The 19,250-nt window shown below is 55.8% G+C and carries 26 protein-coding genes and 1 pseudogene; 17 read left to right on the plus strand and 10 right to left on the minus strand.

Features of this window, described 5'->3' with window-relative positions; translation table 11 throughout:
- Positions 1-59 precede the first annotated feature (59 nt).
- A complete protein-coding gene (locus DNK59_RS10465) occupies positions 60-737 on the minus strand; it encodes a hypothetical protein (protein ID WP_110723130.1) in 678 nt (225 codons plus the stop codon).
- Positions 738-857: 120 nt separating this feature from the next.
- Between DNK59_RS10465 and DNK59_RS31600 the strand changes: the two genes are divergently transcribed.
- Positions 858-1,469 carry a hypothetical protein gene (locus tag DNK59_RS31600; protein ID WP_146249893.1) on the plus strand — a complete coding sequence of 204 codons (612 nt, stop codon included), beginning with the start codon at positions 858-860 and terminating at the stop codon, positions 1,467-1,469.
- On the opposite strand, the gene DNK59_RS32085 is transcribed toward DNK59_RS31600, so the two are convergent.
- Positions 1,466-1,846 (minus strand): hypothetical protein, encoded by a 381-nt coding sequence (locus DNK59_RS32085; RefSeq protein ID WP_256596324.1) that lies wholly within the window; start codon positions 1,844-1,846, stop codon positions 1,466-1,468. The genes DNK59_RS31600 and DNK59_RS32085 overlap by 4 nt on opposite strands.
- Positions 1,847-1,895: 49 nt before the next feature.
- On the opposite strand from DNK59_RS32085, the gene DNK59_RS10475 reads away from it, so the two are divergent.
- Complete coding sequence (locus tag DNK59_RS10475; RefSeq protein WP_110723131.1) at positions 1,896-2,351, plus strand: hypothetical protein; 456 nt, start codon at positions 1,896-1,898, stop codon at positions 2,349-2,351.
- A gap of 34 nt (positions 2,352-2,385) precedes the next feature.
- On the opposite strand, the pseudogene DNK59_RS32090 reads toward DNK59_RS10475, so the two are convergent.
- Positions 2,386-2,555: pseudogene (locus DNK59_RS32090) on the minus strand (DNA cytosine methyltransferase); the annotation flags it as partial.
- Between the two features lie 104 nt (positions 2,556-2,659).
- On the opposite strand from DNK59_RS32090, the gene DNK59_RS31605 reads away from it, so the two are divergent.
- Entirely contained in the window at positions 2,660-2,845 is a 186-nt protein-coding gene (locus DNK59_RS31605) for a hypothetical protein (RefSeq protein ID WP_146249894.1), read from the plus strand.
- Entirely contained in the window at positions 2,842-3,378 is a 537-nt protein-coding gene (locus tag DNK59_RS31610; RefSeq protein ID WP_146249895.1) for a hypothetical protein, read from the plus strand. The genes DNK59_RS31605 and DNK59_RS31610 overlap by 4 nt, the downstream gene beginning before the upstream one ends.
- 90 nt (positions 3,379-3,468) lie before the next feature.
- Here DNK59_RS31610 and DNK59_RS31800 read toward each other — a convergent pair whose 3' ends face one another.
- Positions 3,469-3,618: a hypothetical protein gene (locus DNK59_RS31800; RefSeq protein ID WP_158288747.1), complete on the minus strand. Its 150-nt coding sequence runs from the start codon at positions 3,616-3,618 to the stop codon at positions 3,469-3,471.
- Positions 3,619-4,085: 467 nt separating this feature from the next.
- Complete coding sequence (locus DNK59_RS10490; RefSeq protein ID WP_110723134.1) at positions 4,086-4,844, minus strand: GIY-YIG nuclease family protein; 759 nt, start codon at positions 4,842-4,844, stop codon at positions 4,086-4,088.
- A 111-nt stretch (positions 4,845-4,955) separates the two neighbouring features.
- Here DNK59_RS10490 and DNK59_RS10495 point away from each other — a divergent pair, with 111 nt between their 5' ends.
- Positions 4,956-5,267, plus strand: coding sequence for a hypothetical protein (locus tag DNK59_RS10495; RefSeq protein WP_110723135.1), 312 nt, complete (start codon positions 4,956-4,958; stop codon positions 5,265-5,267).
- Between the two features lie 84 nt (positions 5,268-5,351).
- Here the strand turns inward: DNK59_RS10495 and DNK59_RS10500 are convergent, their stop codons facing one another.
- From DNK59_RS10500 to DNK59_RS10515, 4 genes are all read right to left on the minus strand, one after another.
- Complete coding sequence (locus DNK59_RS10500) at positions 5,352-5,714, minus strand: hypothetical protein (RefSeq protein ID WP_110723136.1); 363 nt, start codon at positions 5,712-5,714, stop codon at positions 5,352-5,354.
- A gap of 81 nt (positions 5,715-5,795) precedes the next feature.
- Positions 5,796-6,314, minus strand: a complete 519-nt coding sequence (locus DNK59_RS10505; RefSeq protein WP_110723137.1) for a hypothetical protein — start codon at positions 6,312-6,314, stop codon at positions 5,796-5,798.
- 7 nt (positions 6,315-6,321) lie between these two features.
- Positions 6,322-6,885, minus strand: coding sequence for a siphovirus Gp157 family protein (locus DNK59_RS10510; protein ID WP_110723138.1), 564 nt, complete (start codon positions 6,883-6,885; stop codon positions 6,322-6,324).
- Positions 6,882-7,625, minus strand: coding sequence for a hypothetical protein (locus DNK59_RS10515; protein WP_110723139.1), 744 nt, complete (start codon positions 7,623-7,625; stop codon positions 6,882-6,884). The genes DNK59_RS10510 and DNK59_RS10515 overlap by 4 nt, the downstream gene beginning before the upstream one ends.
- Before the next feature lie 45 nt (positions 7,626-7,670).
- Here DNK59_RS10515 and DNK59_RS10520 point away from each other — a divergent pair, with 45 nt between their 5' ends.
- Both DNK59_RS10520 and DNK59_RS10525 read left to right on the plus strand, forming a co-directional pair.
- Positions 7,671-8,195 carry a phage minor tail protein L gene (locus DNK59_RS10520; RefSeq protein WP_256596331.1) on the plus strand — a complete coding sequence of 175 codons (525 nt, stop codon included), beginning with the start codon at positions 7,671-7,673 and terminating at the stop codon, positions 8,193-8,195.
- A 2-nt stretch (positions 8,196-8,197) separates the two neighbouring features.
- Positions 8,198-8,980 carry a C40 family peptidase gene (locus tag DNK59_RS10525; protein ID WP_110723140.1) on the plus strand — a complete coding sequence of 261 codons (783 nt, stop codon included), beginning with the start codon at positions 8,198-8,200 and terminating at the stop codon, positions 8,978-8,980.
- A 19-nt stretch (positions 8,981-8,999) separates the two neighbouring features.
- Here DNK59_RS10525 and DNK59_RS10530 read toward each other — a convergent pair whose 3' ends face one another.
- The gene (locus DNK59_RS10530) at positions 9,000-9,344 is read right to left on the minus strand and encodes a hypothetical protein (RefSeq protein WP_110723141.1); all 345 of its coding nucleotides are present in this window, start codon (positions 9,342-9,344) and stop codon (positions 9,000-9,002) included.
- 680 nt (positions 9,345-10,024) lie between these two features.
- Between DNK59_RS10530 and DNK59_RS10535 the strand changes: the two genes are divergently transcribed.
- The 10 genes from DNK59_RS10535 (at position 10,025) to DNK59_RS10580 (ending at position 19,249) form a co-directional block, all read left to right on the plus strand.
- Positions 10,025-10,417, plus strand: a complete 393-nt coding sequence (locus tag DNK59_RS10535; RefSeq protein ID WP_060839641.1) for a hypothetical protein — start codon at positions 10,025-10,027, stop codon at positions 10,415-10,417.
- 39 nt (positions 10,418-10,456) lie between these two features.
- Positions 10,457-10,807, plus strand: coding sequence for a hypothetical protein (locus tag DNK59_RS10540; RefSeq protein WP_110723142.1), 351 nt, complete (start codon positions 10,457-10,459; stop codon positions 10,805-10,807).
- Between the two features lie 52 nt (positions 10,808-10,859).
- Complete coding sequence (locus DNK59_RS10545) at positions 10,860-11,426, plus strand: tail assembly protein (RefSeq protein WP_110723143.1); 567 nt, start codon at positions 10,860-10,862, stop codon at positions 11,424-11,426.
- Between the two features lie 57 nt (positions 11,427-11,483).
- The gene (locus DNK59_RS10550) at positions 11,484-14,024 is read left to right on the plus strand and encodes a host specificity protein J (protein WP_256596325.1); all 2,541 of its coding nucleotides are present in this window, start codon (positions 11,484-11,486) and stop codon (positions 14,022-14,024) included.
- Positions 13,981-14,580, plus strand: coding sequence for a DUF1983 domain-containing protein (locus DNK59_RS32095; RefSeq protein ID WP_256596326.1), 600 nt, complete (start codon positions 13,981-13,983; stop codon positions 14,578-14,580). The genes DNK59_RS10550 and DNK59_RS32095 overlap by 44 nt, the downstream gene beginning before the upstream one ends.
- Complete coding sequence (locus tag DNK59_RS10555; RefSeq protein WP_110723144.1) at positions 14,577-14,867, plus strand: hypothetical protein; 291 nt, start codon at positions 14,577-14,579, stop codon at positions 14,865-14,867. The genes DNK59_RS32095 and DNK59_RS10555 overlap by 4 nt, the downstream gene beginning before the upstream one ends.
- A gap of 1,507 nt (positions 14,868-16,374) precedes the next feature.
- A complete protein-coding gene (locus tag DNK59_RS10560; protein WP_110723145.1) occupies positions 16,375-17,931 on the plus strand; it encodes a PQQ-dependent sugar dehydrogenase in 1,557 nt (518 codons plus the stop codon).
- Between the two features lie 255 nt (positions 17,932-18,186).
- Positions 18,187-18,624: a structural protein P5 gene (locus tag DNK59_RS10570; protein ID WP_110723168.1), complete on the plus strand. Its 438-nt coding sequence runs from the start codon at positions 18,187-18,189 to the stop codon at positions 18,622-18,624.
- Positions 18,621-18,995 carry a hypothetical protein gene (locus DNK59_RS10575; RefSeq protein WP_256596327.1) on the plus strand — a complete coding sequence of 125 codons (375 nt, stop codon included), beginning with the start codon at positions 18,621-18,623 and terminating at the stop codon, positions 18,993-18,995. Before DNK59_RS10570 ends, DNK59_RS10575 begins: the two co-directional genes overlap by 4 nt.
- Positions 18,992-19,249, plus strand: coding sequence for a hypothetical protein (locus tag DNK59_RS10580; RefSeq protein WP_110723146.1), 258 nt, complete (start codon positions 18,992-18,994; stop codon positions 19,247-19,249). Before DNK59_RS10575 ends, DNK59_RS10580 begins: the two co-directional genes overlap by 4 nt.
- The last annotated feature ends 1 nt before the right edge of the window (position 19,250 follow it).

The raw sequence follows: 19,250 nt of genomic DNA on the forward strand, positions 1-19,250 counted from the left end.
TGGCCTTGGCCCCGTGTAGATGTTCCATGCCATGAAAAGCAGGGCGGCATACGGGAGGATCATGGCTGCACCCTCCGAAATTCGACGACCCAGACCCAGGGGTTGGCGTCCCAGTCGCCGCCGGTTGACTGCCAAAGCTTGGCAAAGGCTTTGGCTGCTGTGGTTTCGAGGACTGATTTTCCATCGTCAGGTCCGACCATGTAGCCGGTGCAGATGGGGAAACCATCATCCGGACGAAACGGTACGCCTACGATCCCCTCGGCCAGAGCCTGCTCCTCGCTGATGTCCTGTAACCGCTCGACACGCACGTCGGTGATCTCCAGCAGGATGCGGCTGGCCCATCGGGGCATGTGGATGGATGGGCGCGATTTACCCGGCGTGATCATGGCGCACCCAGTCTGTCGGGCAGCCCCATCTGCTGGGTACAGGATCGGCTCGCCTTGGCTCAGATCTCGCGGTGCTACCGCATTGACTTGAGCATCAGCTACCCACGTCTCGCGCACCCACAGCCGATCACCAGATCGCCCGTAGGAGCATAAATCGAGCGCAGGGGAGTAACCCTCGTCGCACTCCACGAAGGGGTAGCCAGTAGCCACTTCAACAGGCCCGCGCGGTTCATCGAAGCGGTTTGTCAGCTTGTCGCTGATTGCTCTGCGCGTGACCGTCTTCCTACCTTCCAGAATGGCGCGGACCATCGGCCCGCTGAACAGGATCGGGCGTTCTTTTATTTCAGGCATGACTTGTCCTTGCCGCTGCTACTGCGGCTGTCTTGAATTGAGTTAGGCGGGAGATGGCGTAGACCTGAGCGGCGGCATTGGTCAAACTTTGGGTAGATTCAATCTAAGGAAGATTGCGTGGTGAAGAAAATAGAAATTCCAGAAAATATAATACTGGCAAGCGTGTGGGTGGTTTGGGCTTTCCTTGCCGTCGGAGCCCTTGGCTGGGCGCTATTTGTTGTTTTGAAGGCTTTCGATGCGACCAAGGATGCAGCAGCCTGGGTTCAAGCTGTGGGATCAATCGCGGCAATCATTGCAGCTATTATTATTTCTTCCGCAGATAGATCTTTTACACGTGACCAAATTCGATCGAGAAATATTGTAGTTATTCGCGCAGCTGAGGAGCTTTGTTTTGAGGCGTACTGCGCGATTCTGCACCTTAACCGTTACATGGTAACGCACTACCAGCCAGTTACATCAGACTCGCCTCCAGGAATAAGACAGTCTCTTCAAAAAGTAGAGGCCGTTTTACGAGATTTAAGTGCTATCGATCTTATGTCTATGCCAACTCCTGCAGTTGTTGACTGTATTCTGGAGGCGAAAGGGATTGCTCAATATTGCCGGACAATGGCACTAGAAGGGTGGGACCCGGCGCTTGCTATTGATGTGCCAGAATTTGATCCTTTGGGATTAATGCTGATTCAGGTGGAGAAACAGATCAAACTATTGCGGTCCTATTCGTCGTTGGTTTAGTTGTTGGCACCCATTTCACGTACTCCGCAGAGCTTGGCAGGCTCTGCGCTGGCGGATAGGGCGTTGCGGGCAACCGTGCCATCCTCGATGAAGTCAGGCTTGTCACCACACCAAAGAATGTTTAGCGGCTCTCCGCTCACGGTGTCCCAGTCTCCGCTTTCGAAGTGATAATGCTCGCGGCCAGCGTAGAATTTCAGGGCCTTGCGCAGCTCTTCGACCTCCTTCTCCAGCCTCTGCGCTTCATCGAACCATGACCGCCTCGACAGCTCGCTGTCGTTGTCGCTGAAGGTCAGAGCGTCTATCTGCTCGTCCTTGGTGTTCAGGTCGGACTGAAGGGCAGCTACTCGCTGCTCCAGGTGTTGGGTTTCTGTGGGCATGGGGATACCTCGCGGCTATAGTACCGCCTCAAATTTTGAGGGTGCTGGGATGACATGGACTGAGTTTTGGGAATGGCTTCTAAAAGTTAACAGTGTTCTTGCGTTTATTTTGGCTCTAGGTGTTGCTGGTTGCGGTCTTTATCACTACATATCGATTAAACGCTCAGAAGAGAGAGGTAGAAGGTTTTCCAACTACCACGAGTTGGTCGAGGCTTTGAATGGAGACGGAAAAGGAGGGGCGCCATATATTGATCGCCAAATTACCGTTGTCTACGAAATGCGAAACTTTCCGGAATACTATCCGGTGACTTTGCGCCTTTTAAAGCGATCTCTGGAACGGTGGCGCATGCGTGATCGCGATGCTATGTACATCAATAGATGGCTTTGGAAGAAGCCTGTTAACAATGTTTTTCTTATTCAAGAAGCTGAGCTTACTATCAAATATATCGAGCGGGTTCGCAGCGAAAAAAGCTATCTCTGTATTCCTGAAGAAGATCGCTCCTAGGAATCTGTGGCCCTTGTGTGCAGGCGCGGCCCTCGCCAGCAAGGCGTTCGAAGTCGCGCAGGCCACCGGGTCAACGTCGACGCCCCCGATGCAATACCAGGTGCCCAGCATATTGCTGACTACAGGCCTGGCCCGGTTGAAACCCTTGGCGCCGCCGCTGAGGCCGCGGCAGAAGTGGAAGTGCTTAAAAACTCGCTTGTTCATTAGAAGGCTCCCAGGCTAGAGCCAACCTCCGACGAAAGTATCGGAATGGTGGCGTTTTGATTTGAATTAGTGTCTGATTAGCCCGCAATCAAAGGAGTGGTGATATGGCTGATTCAAAGGGCACAAGCGGTAGGGTTATTGAGCACGACGATGCTGTACAGAAACAGGCAGAGTCTGCTGTCGCTTATGCAGTTAATGACTATGAAGCTTGGAAGGATGTATTTGAACTCTGTGTTGAACTTCGTAACTTTGAGATAACTCAACTTGTTCAGCGCAACAATTTTTTATGACCTTTCAAGGGGTGTTGTTTGCCGGGATTTGCCAGTCGGCAGGCCAGATCCCCCTTGTTAGCTTTGTAGTCTGCTGTGTTGGATTACTTGTTTCGATGCTTCAAGCTGGAATGGCTTGTGGTTCAAAATATTGGCAGACCCATTGGGAAATAAATACGACAATTGCCGAACAATTTATGGTGAAATTGATAGAGGTTCACGGCCGCCTTGATTCTAAGTTGCGACACGACAATGTTTTTATTGATCCCGTATACGATACTAGGTTGCGGCGGCGACATTTTTTGGTTCATTTGTTTCGTGACGACTCAAACAGAAAGCGGATTAAGAAAAGCTTAAAAGGTAATGGCCGGCCACTTAGTCGCAGATTGAGTAATAAACTTATTCTTCAAAGATATTCAATTAGTCGTATTCCAATCTATGTTGGAATCGCTCTAGCGATTGGGTGGGCGGTTCTTCTACTTGGAACACTAAATTTCTCAGTGGTTACGGTAGATGTTGGACATCTTATCCAAGGTTTTCAAAAGGTTAATTGAAGTGGTCGCGGGGAGCTTCCGCCACGTGACGAGTTCTGGTTAACCGGCTTTTTGCAGCAGCTGGTCGCCGCCGGCAATGCCGTTCTCGGTCTAGACTGCATTGATTTCTGGCGGCAACTTGGCGGGCTTCTCTTTCACGGTGCCGCAGACAATGGCGCTATCGAGGGTGCCGACCTTGTTGGCCGCCATCAGCAGGTGGAACAGCTGACCGCGGGCTGTCAGGGGTGGAGGGTCCAGCACGTCGAAGCGGTTGAGGACTAGGTTGGTACACGTATTCGCAGTTGTAGTTGCTCATGGCTTTCTCTGTTTGTGAGCAGCCCTCGTTGGGGGGGCGCACGTCAAGAAGTGTGGACTACGCTACTTTGGCCAAATAGGCATATGGACTACTTCAGGGGAAATCATGGACGTGTTGAGAGCAGAGTTTGCGAGGGCAATCGAAGAGGCCATCCAGGAGTGCCATAGGATCAAGTACAACCCGATCATATGGGAAAGGATGAACAGAGAGCACGGGCCAGTCGAAGCGGCCATCAAGCTTGTAACCTCAGGCGATTTTCAGACTGGTCTCAAGCGATTGCTTGCAGAGAATCGACCCGAACTGACGGTTGAGTCGCACGTGCTGCAGTCAAGATTCTCGGCCCTATTTGATAACCGATTGAAAGAGCTTGCCCAGTGGCGCCTGGACAACGCACTTCGGTAGCGCTGGATGGTCAGGCCAAGTCTGCGAGAGGCAGCGTAACCTGGGTTTGATCGACCGCTCCGGCAGGGCGAATGGTGTTGAATCCTGCCTCTACCGCCGACAGGGCCTCGATCCAATGGCTTTCGCGCTGAGTGATGTAGGCCGCTCGGTTGGTGCAGTCTGCCGGGTAGACGATCACCTCGATCACGGAGAACTCCCAGTCGGTTATATCGGATCCGCCGAGCGCTGCGTGGAACTTGCAGCTGGTTGGGTAGCTCAGGTGCTGCCACCAGCGGAGAGTGAACGGCTGGGTGGTCTGGCCGACGTAGACGCGTCCAGTGGACTTCTGCCGCACCTGGTAGATTACCGCTGGCGCCCGACCTTCGTTGACCAAGCGGAACTCCTGAACATCCCGGAGTCGCGCCGCCTGCTTGCAGGCCTCCGTGCAGTAGTCATGGCTGGTGGTTTCGGTGTTTGGGTCGTTGTACTTGTCAATCAGTTTGAACACCGTGCCGCACTCTTTGCAGGCAGTGTCCTCGAAGCGGCGCAGCAGATAGGTGTCGTGCTCGTGCAGCTCCTGGATGTGCAGGAGGTATGCGTGATCGGTCATGTCTGTGCGCAACACCCTCTGCGGGAACTGGCGCTCGTACAGCTCCTCGATCTGCGCCTTTGCCAGCTTGCGGTTATCGGCCTCGACCATGCCGCTGAACACCGGCGGCCAGGCCCATTCTGCTTCGCGATTTGGTCCGGCCGGTTGGCGCCCCTTGATCTGGTAGTAGAACTTTGCCATGGCTCTCTCCATGCATGCGCCGCCCTCCGTGCTGGCGGCGGCATGGTGGCAATTTGGTTTTGGATGGGGTATTACGGGTGACCGGCATGGGGCCAATCAAAAGGACTAGAAGTGAAGCTTTCGATAAATCAGATTAAAAATGCCAATCTGGCCTGGATTCATCAGGTTTTTGTTGTTGCGGGTGACGCTAATCCTGTTGGAACGACCGAGTACTACAAGCTGCAAATCCGAGAGGTAAGCTCAGCGATCAAGGAATCTCGGATCGAGGACATAACTCTCAAAATTCAGGTCGACGTCATTAACGAGGATGTGCTTGATAGCATCAAGCAGCTTTTGGTCAACAACACGACCATATCGGAACCGGTAGAAGTAATCAGTGCAGCTGTGTGGCTTCCGGTCAAAATGACCATCACACCTCGCTGACCCATCTATTGGTGTGGCGGGGGAAATACTTCATCCCCTGGGGCCTGCTGAATCATCAGCATTCTCTTCCGTTGGAAGGCCTGATTAGGCGCGCTCTGCCAGCAGGATCAGGCCGGTATCGTCCGGGTCGTCGCCAAGCTCCAGGCCAGGGGCGCGCAGTTCGCGGCTCAGCCTGAACTGGTCAAGCTTGCGCACCACAGAACTCGAAAGCTTGATTTCGTGGCGCGGCGCACTGAGGAAATGGCGGGCCGCTTCAGGCCCTAATTCATGGATGCGGTGGATCAGCAGTGTCATGGCCTCGCCGTTTTCCTCGACTTCAGCCCATTGCATGATCTCGGCCAGGGCCTGGCGGGTTCCTTCGCCTGCCTTCATCCGCAGGTCTTCGAACTTGGACTTGGCATCCTTGGCCCTGCGCTTTGTGTCGCGCTCCTGCTGAGACATCGCCATACGGCACCTCCTTCAGTCCGCTGGGCGGAAGGTGTGTGTGCAACTGGCTTCGTCGCTGCTGCACGCGATTGTTGATCCGCTTCAAGCTCGCTTCTCCCAGCGCTTGGGGAAGCTGAACTCATAGGTGAGCTCCAGGCGGTGGAGGAGTGAGTCGGATATGCCAACCTTCCTGCAGGCAGCGATGCGTGAAAGGCCGTCATCCCGCAATGCTGTCAGACGCTCAATGAGCTTCAAGTCGTGCTCCCTGTCCACGATCTTGCTCTTGAACATGAAGCCACCCTCATGGGCTGCCCGACGCATTGCTGATTCCGACTTTCCAGTTTCGGCCATGGCCTGGTCGATGGTCATGGTCTTGGCGAGTTCGCGGATCGTGTCGACGTAGGCCTTGTGCTGGGCGAAGTGGTCTTCGTAGGTGCGCTTGGGCTGCGGGCGGGTGGCGCGTTTGCCATGCTGGCCACCCAGGTCCTTGCGTGGCCGGCGAGGCTGGAACCTGAAAGACTCCAGCACCTGGACCTTGTTCCCAGACATGAAGAAGGCAGCCTTAGCGGCCTCCAGTTCGGCCTGGCGCTCGGCGCCGACCAGTATGTAGTTGTTGGTCATGGGTACCTCACTTGATGCGAATCGAGCTCTCGCCGCGCTCCAGGTGAGCCCAGCTTGGCTCTTCCAGAAGTTCGGCTTCCGCGTCCTCGCCAGCGGCCATACGCTTACGCACCGCCTCGTTGTGATCGCGGATTTCTTTGAGCCGGACGGCGATGGTTTTCTTGTCCGGCGTTATCACGCTCTTCAACGACACAAACTCATCGGGCACGGCCTTCTCGTCATCGACGATCACCTTCTCTGGAGAAAGGGCGAGGGTGATGGTGAACAGCGGGCGCTTGATGGTTTTGATATCCGCGGCCTCCATGTTCCGGCGCAGGAAGTCGCTGAGCTGGCCCACGGTGTTCTTCTTGATGCGCTTGAGCTCGTTCAGGCGGTCGACTTCCTTGTCGATGGCATCGATGTCACCCTCGATGTTCCGGCGCAACATGACGATGCTTTCGGCCTTTACTTCGAACTCGCCTTTGATGCCGTCCATGGTGTCTTGAATGGCCTGGCGCAGCCCCTCATCGTCGGTGTCCGCCAGTGCCGCGAGCTCGGCCATCTGGCCAGTCAGCGCGTAGAGTTCGGTCATGCTGCACCTTCCATAGAGTCTTCAAGGTCCGCTTTGCGGGCGTCCTTGGCGCGGGTGAATTTGAGTTTGTGGGCTTCGCGTTCTGGGTCGGTCTTACGCAAATCCAACTTGCGCATGGCTGACTTGTAGAGCTGTTCCAACTCGTTGAGCGACTGCGCGGTACCGATCAGATGGAGCGTCTCAGCCAGCCATTCGCGGTACTCGGCGGCGAGGCGCTCCTTCGCTTCGATCTTGTCCTCGGCGCGCTCGATCTCGGCTTCACCCAGGCGCTCGTTGACGTAGTGAATGTCGTCGTACAGACCCAGGCGGAAGTCGGCGGAGAAGCCAAGCTGGCTCAGGCATTTGCCGATTGCATCGGTGAGGGACTTCTTCGGCGCGTCGAAGTCGGTACTGATGCCGAAGCGGTTCTGAGTGATGAAGGGCGTGTGCCCGTAGTGCGTGATCGTCTTGCGCTCACCGTCGCCCAGGTACCACAGGGCAACCTTGAGGGTGTGCACCTGGGCATGGGCCAGCACCACGCCTTCCTTGCTCAACAGCGGGCCGCCGATGTCGAAACGCTCCTCAATCACGTCATAACCCCAGCCGGTGCCGCAGGGGCCGAACTGTTCCGTAGCGCGTTTGGCCAGGTACTGGGCATTCACCGCGGTGCCCGTGAAGCCGCCAGGGCCGGTGTACTCCTTGGTGAACTTGGGGTCGGTCTTTTCGACCTCTTCCCAAAGGGCGAGGTTAGGTACCCGCAACAGTCTTCGATCTTCTGGCAGGGCGAGGAGTATTCGCCCTGGCCAATCAAGGCCGAGGGCTTCGAAATGACCGGGCAGGGCGCCCAGCCGATGCCGACCCTGTCTGTCGGCAACGTCGGTGGGTTCATCACAGCCCTGGTGCTGTACTTCGAAGATCTGGTCGGGGCCAAGCTGATTCGGCAGCGGACCCTGGGCAAGTACCTGGACGGCCAGCCAGAAGCCGACCCAGACGAAGAGCTGCCGCCGGACATCTGGTATGTCGAGCGCAAGGCCTCCGAGAACAACGAGACGGTGCAGTTCGAACTGGCCTCGGCCTTGGACTTCGCCGGCGTCCAGCTGCCACGCCGGCAGATCGTGGCCAACGTCTGCTGGTGGCTCAGTTGCGGCGGTTACCGCGGACCCTACTGCGGCTACAACGGCGGGCCGGTAGCCGATGAGAACGACGTGATTGTCACCGACGCTTCCAAGGACAAATGCGGCGGCCGCCTGAGCAGCTGCAAACTGCGTTTCGGCCAGAACAACCCTCTGCCTTACGGCTCATTCCCGGCCGCCGGCCTGCTTCGGAGCTGATCATGAACAAGTCCACCCGCGCCGCCATCGAGCGGCATGCGCTGGCAGAGTACCCGCGCGAGTGCTGCGGCCTGGTGATTCGTGAGGGGCGAAAGGAGGTCTATGTGCCTTGCCGAAACACGGCCTCGACGCCCAGCGAGCATTTTCGCCTGGCGCCCGAGGACTTCGCCGTAGCTGAGGATCGCGGCCAGGTGCTGGCTGTGGTGCACAGCCATCCAGACCACCCCGCTGCACCCAGCGAGGCGGATCGCGTCTCCTGCGAGGCCTCCGGGCTTCCCTGGCACATCCTTGAAGTCAGGAAGGGCGACGATGACGTCGCGCGCACTGGCGAACTGTGCAGCTTCGCGCCGGAGGGTTACCAGGCCCCGCTGATCGGCCGCAAGTTTGCCCATGGAGTGCACGACTGCTTGAGCATCATCCTCGACTTCTACTGCCGCGAAATGGGCATCGACCTGGGCCAGTACGAGCGGGAGGACGGGTGGTGGGAGAAGGGCGGGAACCTTTACCTGGAGAACCTACCCGCGGCCGGGTTCAGCCAGGTCAGTGCGCCGCAGCACGGCGATATCGTGCTGATGCAGATCCGCTCGAAGGTGCCGAACCACGCCGGGGTATACCTGGCCGAAGGTGTGCTGAAGACCGAGCCCCAACACTTCCCGGCGCCGGGGTCGATTCTGCATCACCTCTACAACCGGGACAGCAAGCGGGACACCTACGGCGGGTACTGGCGAGAGGTGACCGTCAGCTACTGGCGGCACATGGCAAGCAATCTCACAAACACGGCATAGCGGATAGCACTCTGTCGCACTATCCCTTCAGCGAGTACATTTTTTTTAACTGTGCTGGTGTCAGCGGAGGAAGTTTCTGCGTTCGCCTGACCCCGATCCGCTTATTTTCGGTGTGCACGTTGAGCGGATAGTAACTCGCACCATACTCAAAATTGCCTTCGCAGGTTTGCACAAGCCATGCGCCGAGGCGTACTCCGTTGCTTCCAAAGGTGGATCGGTATTCGTCCAACCGACTCACACAGCTGTCTTGGAAGTCCGCTTTTATCAGATGCTCCCATTCTTGGGAGACTTCGTCATTGGCAGCGCCGGCAGTTGAGGCCAGCAGAAAGATGAGGGCAAGAGCTACTCGGCTCGGTGAGGGCATTACTGCAAGTCCTTTGCGTCTGCAGGGTGTTAACATCAGGTTTCGAGCAGCACAAAGCCCAGTCCCACGTTGGGCCCTGTGCATCTGGTACTATCCCGCTTCCGCCTGAGCCATCTTCCAGAAACCTTCCAGATCATATTGAGGGTAAGGTCGGGTCGCTGTCGGGAAATAGTTGTCCAACTGCTCCAGCAGGCTGAGAGCGAAGCAACGAAGCTCGCTGGTTAGCTTTGTGCCGTAGGGCATGAATGTACAGCAGCGGTCAGTCCTGCCAGACCAACCCTCAAGCGCATTTATGAGTCCCTGACGGACTGCTAAAGCAGCCAGTACGTCATTCGATGGGTTGCTCAGCGCAGTTTTCAAAGATATTAGTCGGTGTGGCATCTAAGTTCCTTCTGATCATGGCGTGTAAGTCCGCGCGGATGTACCCGGCGCTTGGCCGGGCTTCAGTTGCCTGCTGATTGAGTCTCAAACATCTGACGGATCGTATGGTCGTGCTCTTGCTGTGTTGCGCGGTACAGCAGTAAGCAGGTCGAGACGTTTCACTACAACCAGGCTGCCGTAGAGCGCTTCCGAGAGATCTTGCAGGACATCTAACCCTCCCATTTTCACGAACCCCGCCCATGCGGGGCTTTCGTGCTTGAGCGTAAATGGTATTCTCCAAGAAAACATGGAGAGTTGTTATGCGCTTGATTTCACTTCTGCTTCTGTCGTTATTTTTAGTTACTGGCTGCGCCTCAAAACCGACCCCTGAGCAAATACAGGCGGCTGATTATGGAGCCTCTGTGTATCAGGAGGACGCCGAAAAAGCAGTGAAAAATTTCTTTGGCATTTATCTGAAAGACCCCGACTCAGCTCGATACAGCTTTGGCACGGTATACAGGGGGTACATGGTAGGCAGCGTTTTTGAAGGCAGGAAAATTGAGGCAGGATTTCTCTTGGATGTGACGGTCAATGCAAAAAATAGTTACGGTGGATACGTTGGCGCCAAGCCTTATAAGTTTCTCATCCGGAATGACAAGCTAGTCGGCGGGTGGGAGATCGGCTCAAGCGGTATACCAATCAGAATCCGGTAAGCCAATTTTTGTCTTTGTATCTCTGTTCGAGAGGTAATCATGCGGATACTGATTGGGGTGGTTGCGCTGGCGCTGTTGGCGGGATGTTCAACCCCATCTGACTTGATGGCAGGAAATCCAGTCAGCATCCACATTTCTACGAAAAAACCCAAGGACATTGCGCTCTGTGTGTATCCGGCATGGCAGGACTACAGGTCCACATCTGTGATGAGCGAGACCCAAAATGGATATCGGATTATTGCTGGAACTGACTCTGGCCAAACCGATGATGTTTTGAACATTGAGCTTGCTCAGCAGGGTAGCGGGAGCATCGTCAAGCTCTATCAGAGAGCTTCCTGGTCGCAGATTGGTCGAGGCGGTCTTGTCCCCTCGTTGAACAGGTGTTTGTGAACGCCGAATATTCAAGCCGCCTACGGGCGGTTTTTTATTGCCTGGAGAAAATATGTCTGCTGAAAAGATGCAAACCATTCTGCTGTCTGGCTCACTGGCAAAGCTTTTCGGCCGGCGCCACAGGGTCGTGACGCGCGGAGGGTGGCGCGATGTTATGGGATACTTCAAGCAGTTTCCGGGCTTCGAAAGGCATATGGCTGAAAGCTCTCGTAAGGGGCTGCGCTACGCCATCTTCTACGGCAAGGAGAACATTTCGGAGGCTGACCTTGGGAAGCCTACCGGCCGCGATGTGATCCGAATTGTTCCAGTTGTTACTGGCTCTAAGCGAGCCGGCATGCTTCAGACCATCGTCGGCGCGGTACTTGTCGTTGTTGGCTTGGTTTACTCACCCCTTCTTCCCGTGGGTATTGCCATGCTGGCCGGCGGCGTGATCCAGATGCTCAGCCCGCAAGCCAAGGGCCTGGGCACTCAGGACAGCCCCAACAACCGCGCCAGCTACAGCTTCAACGGCGCCGTGAACACGAGCGTTCAGGGCAACCCTGTCCCGCTGCTCTACGGCCGGATGATCGTCGGCAGCGCGGTGATCAGCGCCGGGATTTACTCCGAAGACCAGATGTAAACCGAACCCGCCACCAGGCCCGCCGAGTGCGGGTATTTTTTTGCCTGAAGGAAAGCCATGAACCAGCACATTACCGGCAGCAAAGGCGGCGAGTCGAAGCCGCGGCCGTCTGTTGAGGCCCCGGACAGCCTGCAGAGTACCGCGTATGCGCGGATCCTCGACTTGGTGAGCGAGGGCGAGATCCAGGGCTTGGTCGCTGGCGAGCGCTCGGTCTATCTCGACGAAACGCCGCTGGCCAATGCCGACGGCACTAGGAACTTCAGTGGCGTCACCCTGGATACCCGCACCGGCAGCCAGGACCAGCTGCATATCCCGGGCTTTCCAGCGGTCGAAAGCGAGATCGCCGTGGGCGTCGAGCTGAAGTATGGCCAGCCCTGGGTGCGTGCTGTGCAGAACCTGGAGCTGTCGGCCGTGCGCGTGCGCTTGTCTACCCCGCGCCTGGCCCAGACCAACACCAGCAACGGCGACACCAATGGCTACACCGTGCAGTACAAGATCGAGGTTTCCACCGACGGCGGGCCTTACGTCCAAGTCCTGGGTGCTGCATTCAGCGGCAAGACCTCGACGAAGTACGAGCGGTCGCACCGGGTAGACCTGCCGCCGGCGAGCAGTAACTGGCAGATTCGCGTCACTCGCCTGACGCCGAACAGCACCTCTGGCGCCATTGCGGATAAGACGAACATCGACGCCATCACCGAAGTCATCGACGCCAAGCTGCGCTATCCGGGTTCCGCTGTCGTCGGTCTGCAGTTCGACGCCTCGCAGTTCCAGGCAATCCCAACGCGGTCTTTTGACCTACGCGGCCGCATCATTCGTGTGCCGAGCAACTACGACCCGGAAAGCCGGCTGTACTCAGGCATCTGGGATGGCTCGTTCAAGACGGCCTGGACCGATAACCCGGCATGGATCTTCTACGACCTGCTGCTGCACTTCCGCTATGGCCTGGGCCACCTACTGAACGAGGGCCAGGTGGACCGCTGGGAGCTGTACCGCATCGGCCAGTACTGCGATCAGCTGGTGCCTGATGGGAAGGGCGGCCAAGAGCCGCGGTTCACCTGCAATCTGTTCTTGCAGACCCGGTCGAACGCTCTCGACGTGCTGCAGGACCTGGCGACCACTTTCCGGGGTATGTCGTACTGGGCCGCCGGCTCGGTCATGGCTATTGCCGACATACCCGAGGACCCGGTTTACACCTACTCGAACGCCAACGTGATCGACGGGAAATTCGGTTACTTCGGCTCAGCCAAGAAGACCCGTTACACCGTGGCCCTGGTCAGTTGGAACGACCCGGCCGACTTCTACCGGCAGAAGGTCGAGTATGTCGACGACCAGGCCGGCATCACCCGATACGGGATCCAGCAGACCGAGGTCACCGCCACCGGCTGCACGTCCCAGGCCCAGGCCCAGGCCCAGCGCATCGGCAAGTGGGCACTGCTCACCAACCGCCTGGAAACCGAAAGCGTGGGGTTCTCTGTGGGGCTGGACGGCACCCTGGGGCGCCCCGGGCAGATCATCCGCATTGCGGACAACGATCGGGCAGGGCGCCGCATTGGTGGGCGCCTGCGCTCTTCCACGCTCGATAGCCTGGTACTGGATGCCGATGTGAAGGCATACCCCGGCGACACCATCACGGTAATCATGCCCACGGGCACTGCAGTCTCCCGACAGATCAAGTCTGTGGGCTATCCGCTGACCTGGGACCACAAGGGGATCAAGTGGTCGAGTGGCCGCGTGACGATGGATACCACCGGGTTTCCTGCTGAAGTCCAGCAGGTGGTACTGGCGCAGAAGCTGGACGAACTGCCGCCCCAGCACTCGATGTGGGCGATCGACTCGACAACCCTGGCCACGCAGCTGTTTCGCGTGATGTCGGTTGCTGAGGACTTTTCCGACTCCGAGATCAAGTTCACGATCAGCGCGGTACGCCACAACGCGAGCAAGTACGGCGCAATCGACAACGGCACGCGCATCGAGCGGCCACCGGTGACCGTGATCCCGCCGAGCGTCCAGCGGCCGCCAGCGAACGTGACGCTGAGCAATGACCACTTCGTTGACCAGGGTAGTGCGGTCAGCGTCATGACGATTGAGTGGGATAAGCCAGAAGCGGCGATCGCCTACGAGGTCTACTGGCGAAAGAACGATGGCGACTGGATCTTTGCCGGCCGCACCGGTACCACGTCAATCGACGTGAGCGGGATCTACGCGGGCCGTTATGTGGCCAAGGTGCGAGCCATCAACTCGCTGGATATTGGCTCAGTGTTCGCGACCTCGGTCGAGACGGTGCTGAACGGTAAGACCACGCCGCCGCCGGTGCCGTCGTCCTTCACCGCAGAGTCGATCGTGTTCGGCATCAAGTTGGCATGGGGCATTCCGGCCGGAGTCACCACCGCGGACCTGCAGCGAACAGAGATCTGGTACAGCCAGACCAACCAGGTGGCCACTGCGACAAAGTTTTGGCGACTACGCCTATCCGCAGACCGACCTGACAATCATGGGCCTGGCCGCAGGCGTGCGGTTCTTCTTCTGGGCTCGATTGGTGGATCGCATTGGCAACGTGGGAGCGTTCTACGGGCCGGTGATGGGTCAATCTTCCGCTGACGCCGGCTTGATCCTGGAATATCTGAATGACCAGATCACCGAGACGCAGTTGAGCCAGCACCTGCTGGAAAAGATCGACTCTGGCGGTGGCGCACAGGTCGAGGTCGAGGCTCTGAAAAGCGAACTGGCGGCCATGTACTCGATCAAGACCCAGCTCACGGTCGATGGCAAGCCGTACCTAGCCGGCATTGGTGTTGGCGTGGAGAACGACGAAGGGATCATCACCAGCCAGGTACTGATCGCCGCAAGCCGGTTTGCAATCGTCGATCCGAACGCGGCGGAGATCTACTACCCGTTTGTTGTTCAAAACAACGCCGCCTATATCGACACTGCATTCATCAAGAACGGCTCAATCGACATGCTCAAGATCGGTAGCAACTTGCAGTCGAACAACTACGTTCCCGACGTTTCTGGCTGGGCATTCCGACCCGACGGAACGTTCCAGATGATGGGCAATACCCCTGGAGGCGCGAGACTCATGATCAACAACAAAGGGCTGTATGTGTTCCACCCGAATGGCGAAAAAGCTATCGACTTGAGCGTGGATGCGACATGACGGTCGGACTAATAACACGTGATGCAAGCGGCAACATTACAACAAACATGACTAGGAAGCTGAGCCAGTCCGGGGGCTCGGTTGTCACCAATCGGCAGAATGGCTCAATCGCAATTCAGTTGCCGCCTGGGCGCGAGTACTTCTATGTCATTCAGCCGCTTGAAGACTCGCAGCGCACCGCTGGTAAGAAGCCCGGTGTAACCATCACGCAAAATACGCTGTCCTGGGGCTACAACATCCCATCAGGGTTCGTGATGAACTGTGAAATTTTCTACGGGTACTACTGATGCCTACGGCGCTAATAGTCCGAGACGAATCGGGCGCAGTCCTTTTTGATACATCAAAGTCCATCTACGGTTTAATTAAGAGCGGTCCAGTCACCTACCACGGTACATGGAGTAAATTGCAGCCGTCAGGTGCGGTAAGTTATTACCACGATGAAATATGGAAGTTCGAGGTCGATAACGCAGTCAGCCCAATTGTCTTTGTAACGGGGGCGTGCGGGAAACCATTCCAATCAAAGGAGGGTAGCAAAACTGTTTTCTACTTTGCTGGTCCGGTATCAGGCATAAAGGTCTACTGCTTTGACTTGATGCGACCGATATTTAGCGGTCCAGCTCTAAAAACGAGAAACGCAGATCAGAAGTTCACATTCAACAGCTTGCAGCGACCGCTGAACGTCGTAAGTACGACAGTGCCTTCAGCTCCTGCTCCATGGGCGGACACTCGGCAGATCCCGTTTGCCGGCGGCGGGAGCGGCGTGCTTATTCCGGCAACATCGTCGCCGCTGGCTGGTTGCGCATGGGCCTGGTACGAAATACAGCTGAATGCTGGAGTGACTTACGCGTCGCATATTCCTTGGAACCGTGGAGGGGTATTCGTAGATGCATTGGTTGGCGGCAATACTCCATTTCGAGGCTCATTCGAGGAAGGCTGTTACGGCAGGCTACGCGGCGTAACGCACTGCTTCTGGGTTTCGCCTGAAACAACATTTGCACAGGTAGCTACGACTGTTCCGCCGGGCTACTACAGCATCTCCTACGGACCGCTCCCTCGATGTTCGCATATTGATGCGTCTGAGTACCCGTACCCGTTCAACCCGCAGCTGTAACTACACCGTTCAGATATACCCGCCCTGAGCGGGATTTTTTTGCCTAAAATACGAGCACCCAAGATGACTACAACTTCACGGCTCTACTGCTTGCTCCGTGAAAGCCGCCGTGCGCAACACGATCCTCAACTGCACCCAGGGGGCGTTGCTCTTTTATGCAGGGACCAATCGTTGCGACTTTGCGATCTCTCTGGTCGGTGACGTGGCTGGCCGTTTTGCATATGGATACTGTTCGCCTGATGCAACGCCGAGCTACAACAAGCTCGACTGGTCGAAGATGATAGTCACATCCTTCCCGTCTGGCGACCCAGCGCGCCGCCTGCGCTACAATGGCGCCAACCTTGGTACAACCGTCGGTGTCCTACCAAGCGGAAACTACTTCGTTGGTGCGGCCGCATAGCCACTACATGAAGGCATGAGCCCTCCTAGTGAGGGCTTTTCCATGCCTGAAGAACACAAGGCGCACATCAAAAATCAGTGGATACTTCAGACTTTCCCTAGTACCGTGATGGCGATTTTAGTTTGTCAATTCCAATGCAGCGCTATCTACCAAGGAAGGTTTTGCAAAATGCCATTCTGATACGACCCGCACGATGCTCGCTAGCCTTACAGGCTCGCTCTAACAGCGTAAATTTTATCTGGCTCTAAAGTATTTTTATTTCTTTCGAGGAATCTGCTTAGCTATGCGATTTATATTTTCATTCGCCATGTGTATTTTGTTATGTTCTGTGACTTTTGAGCAAAATTCTGCTTTTGCTCAGGATGGTATTGATCAGGTAGTAAAGCCGGAACTAAGAATTAAGTCGGATACTGTATTCTACAAAGTTATTGCCACGCAATTTAAGTTGCCATTTTTAATGGATACTGGCGTTTCCGGACCGTTTGAGCTTGTCGACGATGGAAAAACTTTTCTCTTTGTAAATCGATGTGGATTGGTGACTCTAGCAGAACTGAATGAAGTAGGTTTTCATCTATTAAGTCAAAAGAGCCTGCCAAACTCAAAAAGTGTCTTCTGCGCTGGAGATACTTCAGATCCCCAATTAATCGCCAACCTTGGAAATAAGTTGCTTTATGGCGTAAAAGGAATGAAGTTGGATGTTGCTAGAAAACGAATGTTCGTAGCAACAAATAGCCTTGTTGATAATCGCTGCTTGGTTGTTAAAGTTTTTGAGTATCCGATTTCGTTTTCCCCATTAACGATTGGTAATCCAAAGCAAATATTTTCGACAGACAAAGTAGTTCAAGGGTATGACAATTCTGATGGCTGCCCTAAGCTTGAGACGCTCGTGCCGACACAGTCCGGTGGCGCCATGGCATTGGATGACAAGGGGAATCTATATTTTGGCATCGGTGATTTTGGAAGCTATCCAGAAGCACAGGATGAAAAGTCAAGTTATGGGAAAATTTTTGTATACAACGGAGAGTCCACATCGCTGCATGCGATGGGCGTCAGGAATCCGCAGGGCTTGTATTTTGATTTGGCATCAGGAACTCTTTTTGAAACAGAGCATGGCCCGAAGGGCGGTGACGAAATAAATGATATAAAACAAAACGACAATCTTGGCTGGCCATTTTCATCGTATGGCATAGATTACTCAGCTAGTGGGCTCGACCATTTTCGTCCTCTACCAGGCGAAGAGAAATGGGGCAGTCATGATTTTGGAAAGAAGCCACTTTTCGTCTATTTTCCATCAATCGGTATTACGGATTTGACGGTAATCACCCCGCAGAGCATGTTTAAAGATTGGGCAGGCTCAGCTTTAATCGGGTCGTTAAAAGGGAATAGTATATATAGAGTAAAGCTTGACAATGGTCGAGGGGTATATAGCGAACCTATAATTGATCTGAAACAGCGTATTCGTTTTCTTCAGCAGGCAGAAAATGGAACTTTGTATATAAAGGCAGATCCTGATTTTTTATTTGTTTTGCAATTGGACTGGCCAGGGGTTCGTCGACATGATGCCGATGATTACAACTACGCATCAATCTCAGATAAGGCAGGTAGTTGCAAGGTATGCCATTTGTCCAAGGAGCAAGCAGGGATACCAAATATTTTTGGCATGAAACCTGACTCGATGCTGGCCGCCTTTAAACGATTAACAACGTCCACCACGGCAAATCAACAAATGGTTGGCATTGCGAAAGGGCTTAGCTCGGATGAGATGACTGGGCTAGCAAAGTATTTTTCAGAGCACCCTAGCGACAATTCTGGAACAACTGGTGTCAAAAATAGCCATTAATTAAGAATCATCAGGATATGGCAAAGCCCCTGTAATCATTTCGAATCTCGGAACGACTATAGGGGCCTTCAAATTTGGAATTATTTAATTGGTGTCGCCGTATAAGAGAACACCAAAAGACACTAAGCCCGACATATTCGGCCTTTTCAAACGCTCGGAGACTGTTATGCCGATCACTGAGCAGCAGTTGCTGCAGATCCTCCCTCAAGCCCGCCAAGTTGCGGGCTTTTTTGTGCCTGGAGTTTGACCATGAACATTCAGAACGCCCGCGGCGTCCGTAACCGCAACCCCGGCAACATTGACTACAACCCCCGCAACGACTGGCAAGGCCAGCTCGGCAAGGAGCCGAACGGCCGCTTCGCCATCTTCGATATCGCTGAGAACGGTATCCGGGCCTTGGGCAGGCTGCTACTCAACTACCGCGGCAAGGACGGCATGCCCGGCGTCGGCGGCCTAGGTATCGATACGCCTCGCGAGTTCATCACCCGCTGGGCACCAGGGAACGAGAACGACACCGAGGCCTACATCGCCGCAATCGCTAAGCGCCTGGGCGTGAAGGCGAACGACGTGATCGACATCAAGAACCCGGCGACCCTGCGCTCCCTGATGCTCGGGATCATCGTGCACGAAAACGGCGGTAACCCGTACTCGACGAATGTGATCGATGAAGGTCTGCGCAGGGCTTTGAAGTGAGCGCCGGCGCCTGGCGGGCGGTTGGCATTCTGCTGGCCGCTGTCCTGGTGTTGGTTGCCGGCGCCGCCCTGGGGGTGTGGCAGGCTTCCAGGCATTACCGGCCGCTGCTCGACACCGCCCAGGAGGCTCTGGCCACAGCAAAGGCTGGGCGCAACAACCTGGAAGCCCTGGCGGGTGAGCAGGGCCGGAAACTGGGTGACCTGGTGCTGGCTGGCCAGGAGCGCGAGCGCCACGCTGCCCAGGCCCAGGCTGACGCCAAGGAGCTGGCCCGGCACGACTATTCCGCGGCGAATCGTCTGCTGCAGGAACGCACCGGCGGTGACCCGACGTTGGCGCCCGAATCGATCATTGATCAGGAGTTGGACTTATGAGGTGGTTGCTGGTGGGCGTAGTGGTGGTGCTGTCGGGGTGCGCAGCCCGGGAGCCTGAAGTGCGCACCGTGCGGGTTGAGGTGCCTGTGCAAGTGCCGTGCAAGGCGCCAGTAGTGCCCGTGCCAGCCTGGGCCACGGACAGCCTCAAGAAGACCGATAGCTTGGAGCTGAAGGTGCGGGCGCTTCTGGCAGAGCGGCGGCAGCGGATCGGCTACGAACGGCAGCTGATTGCTGCCGTCGGAGTGTGCCAATAGA

The organism is Pseudomonas sp. TKO26 (assembly GCF_003225665.1).
GTDB classification, from domain to species: Bacteria; Pseudomonadota; Gammaproteobacteria; order Pseudomonadales; family Pseudomonadaceae; genus Aquipseudomonas; species Aquipseudomonas saponiphila.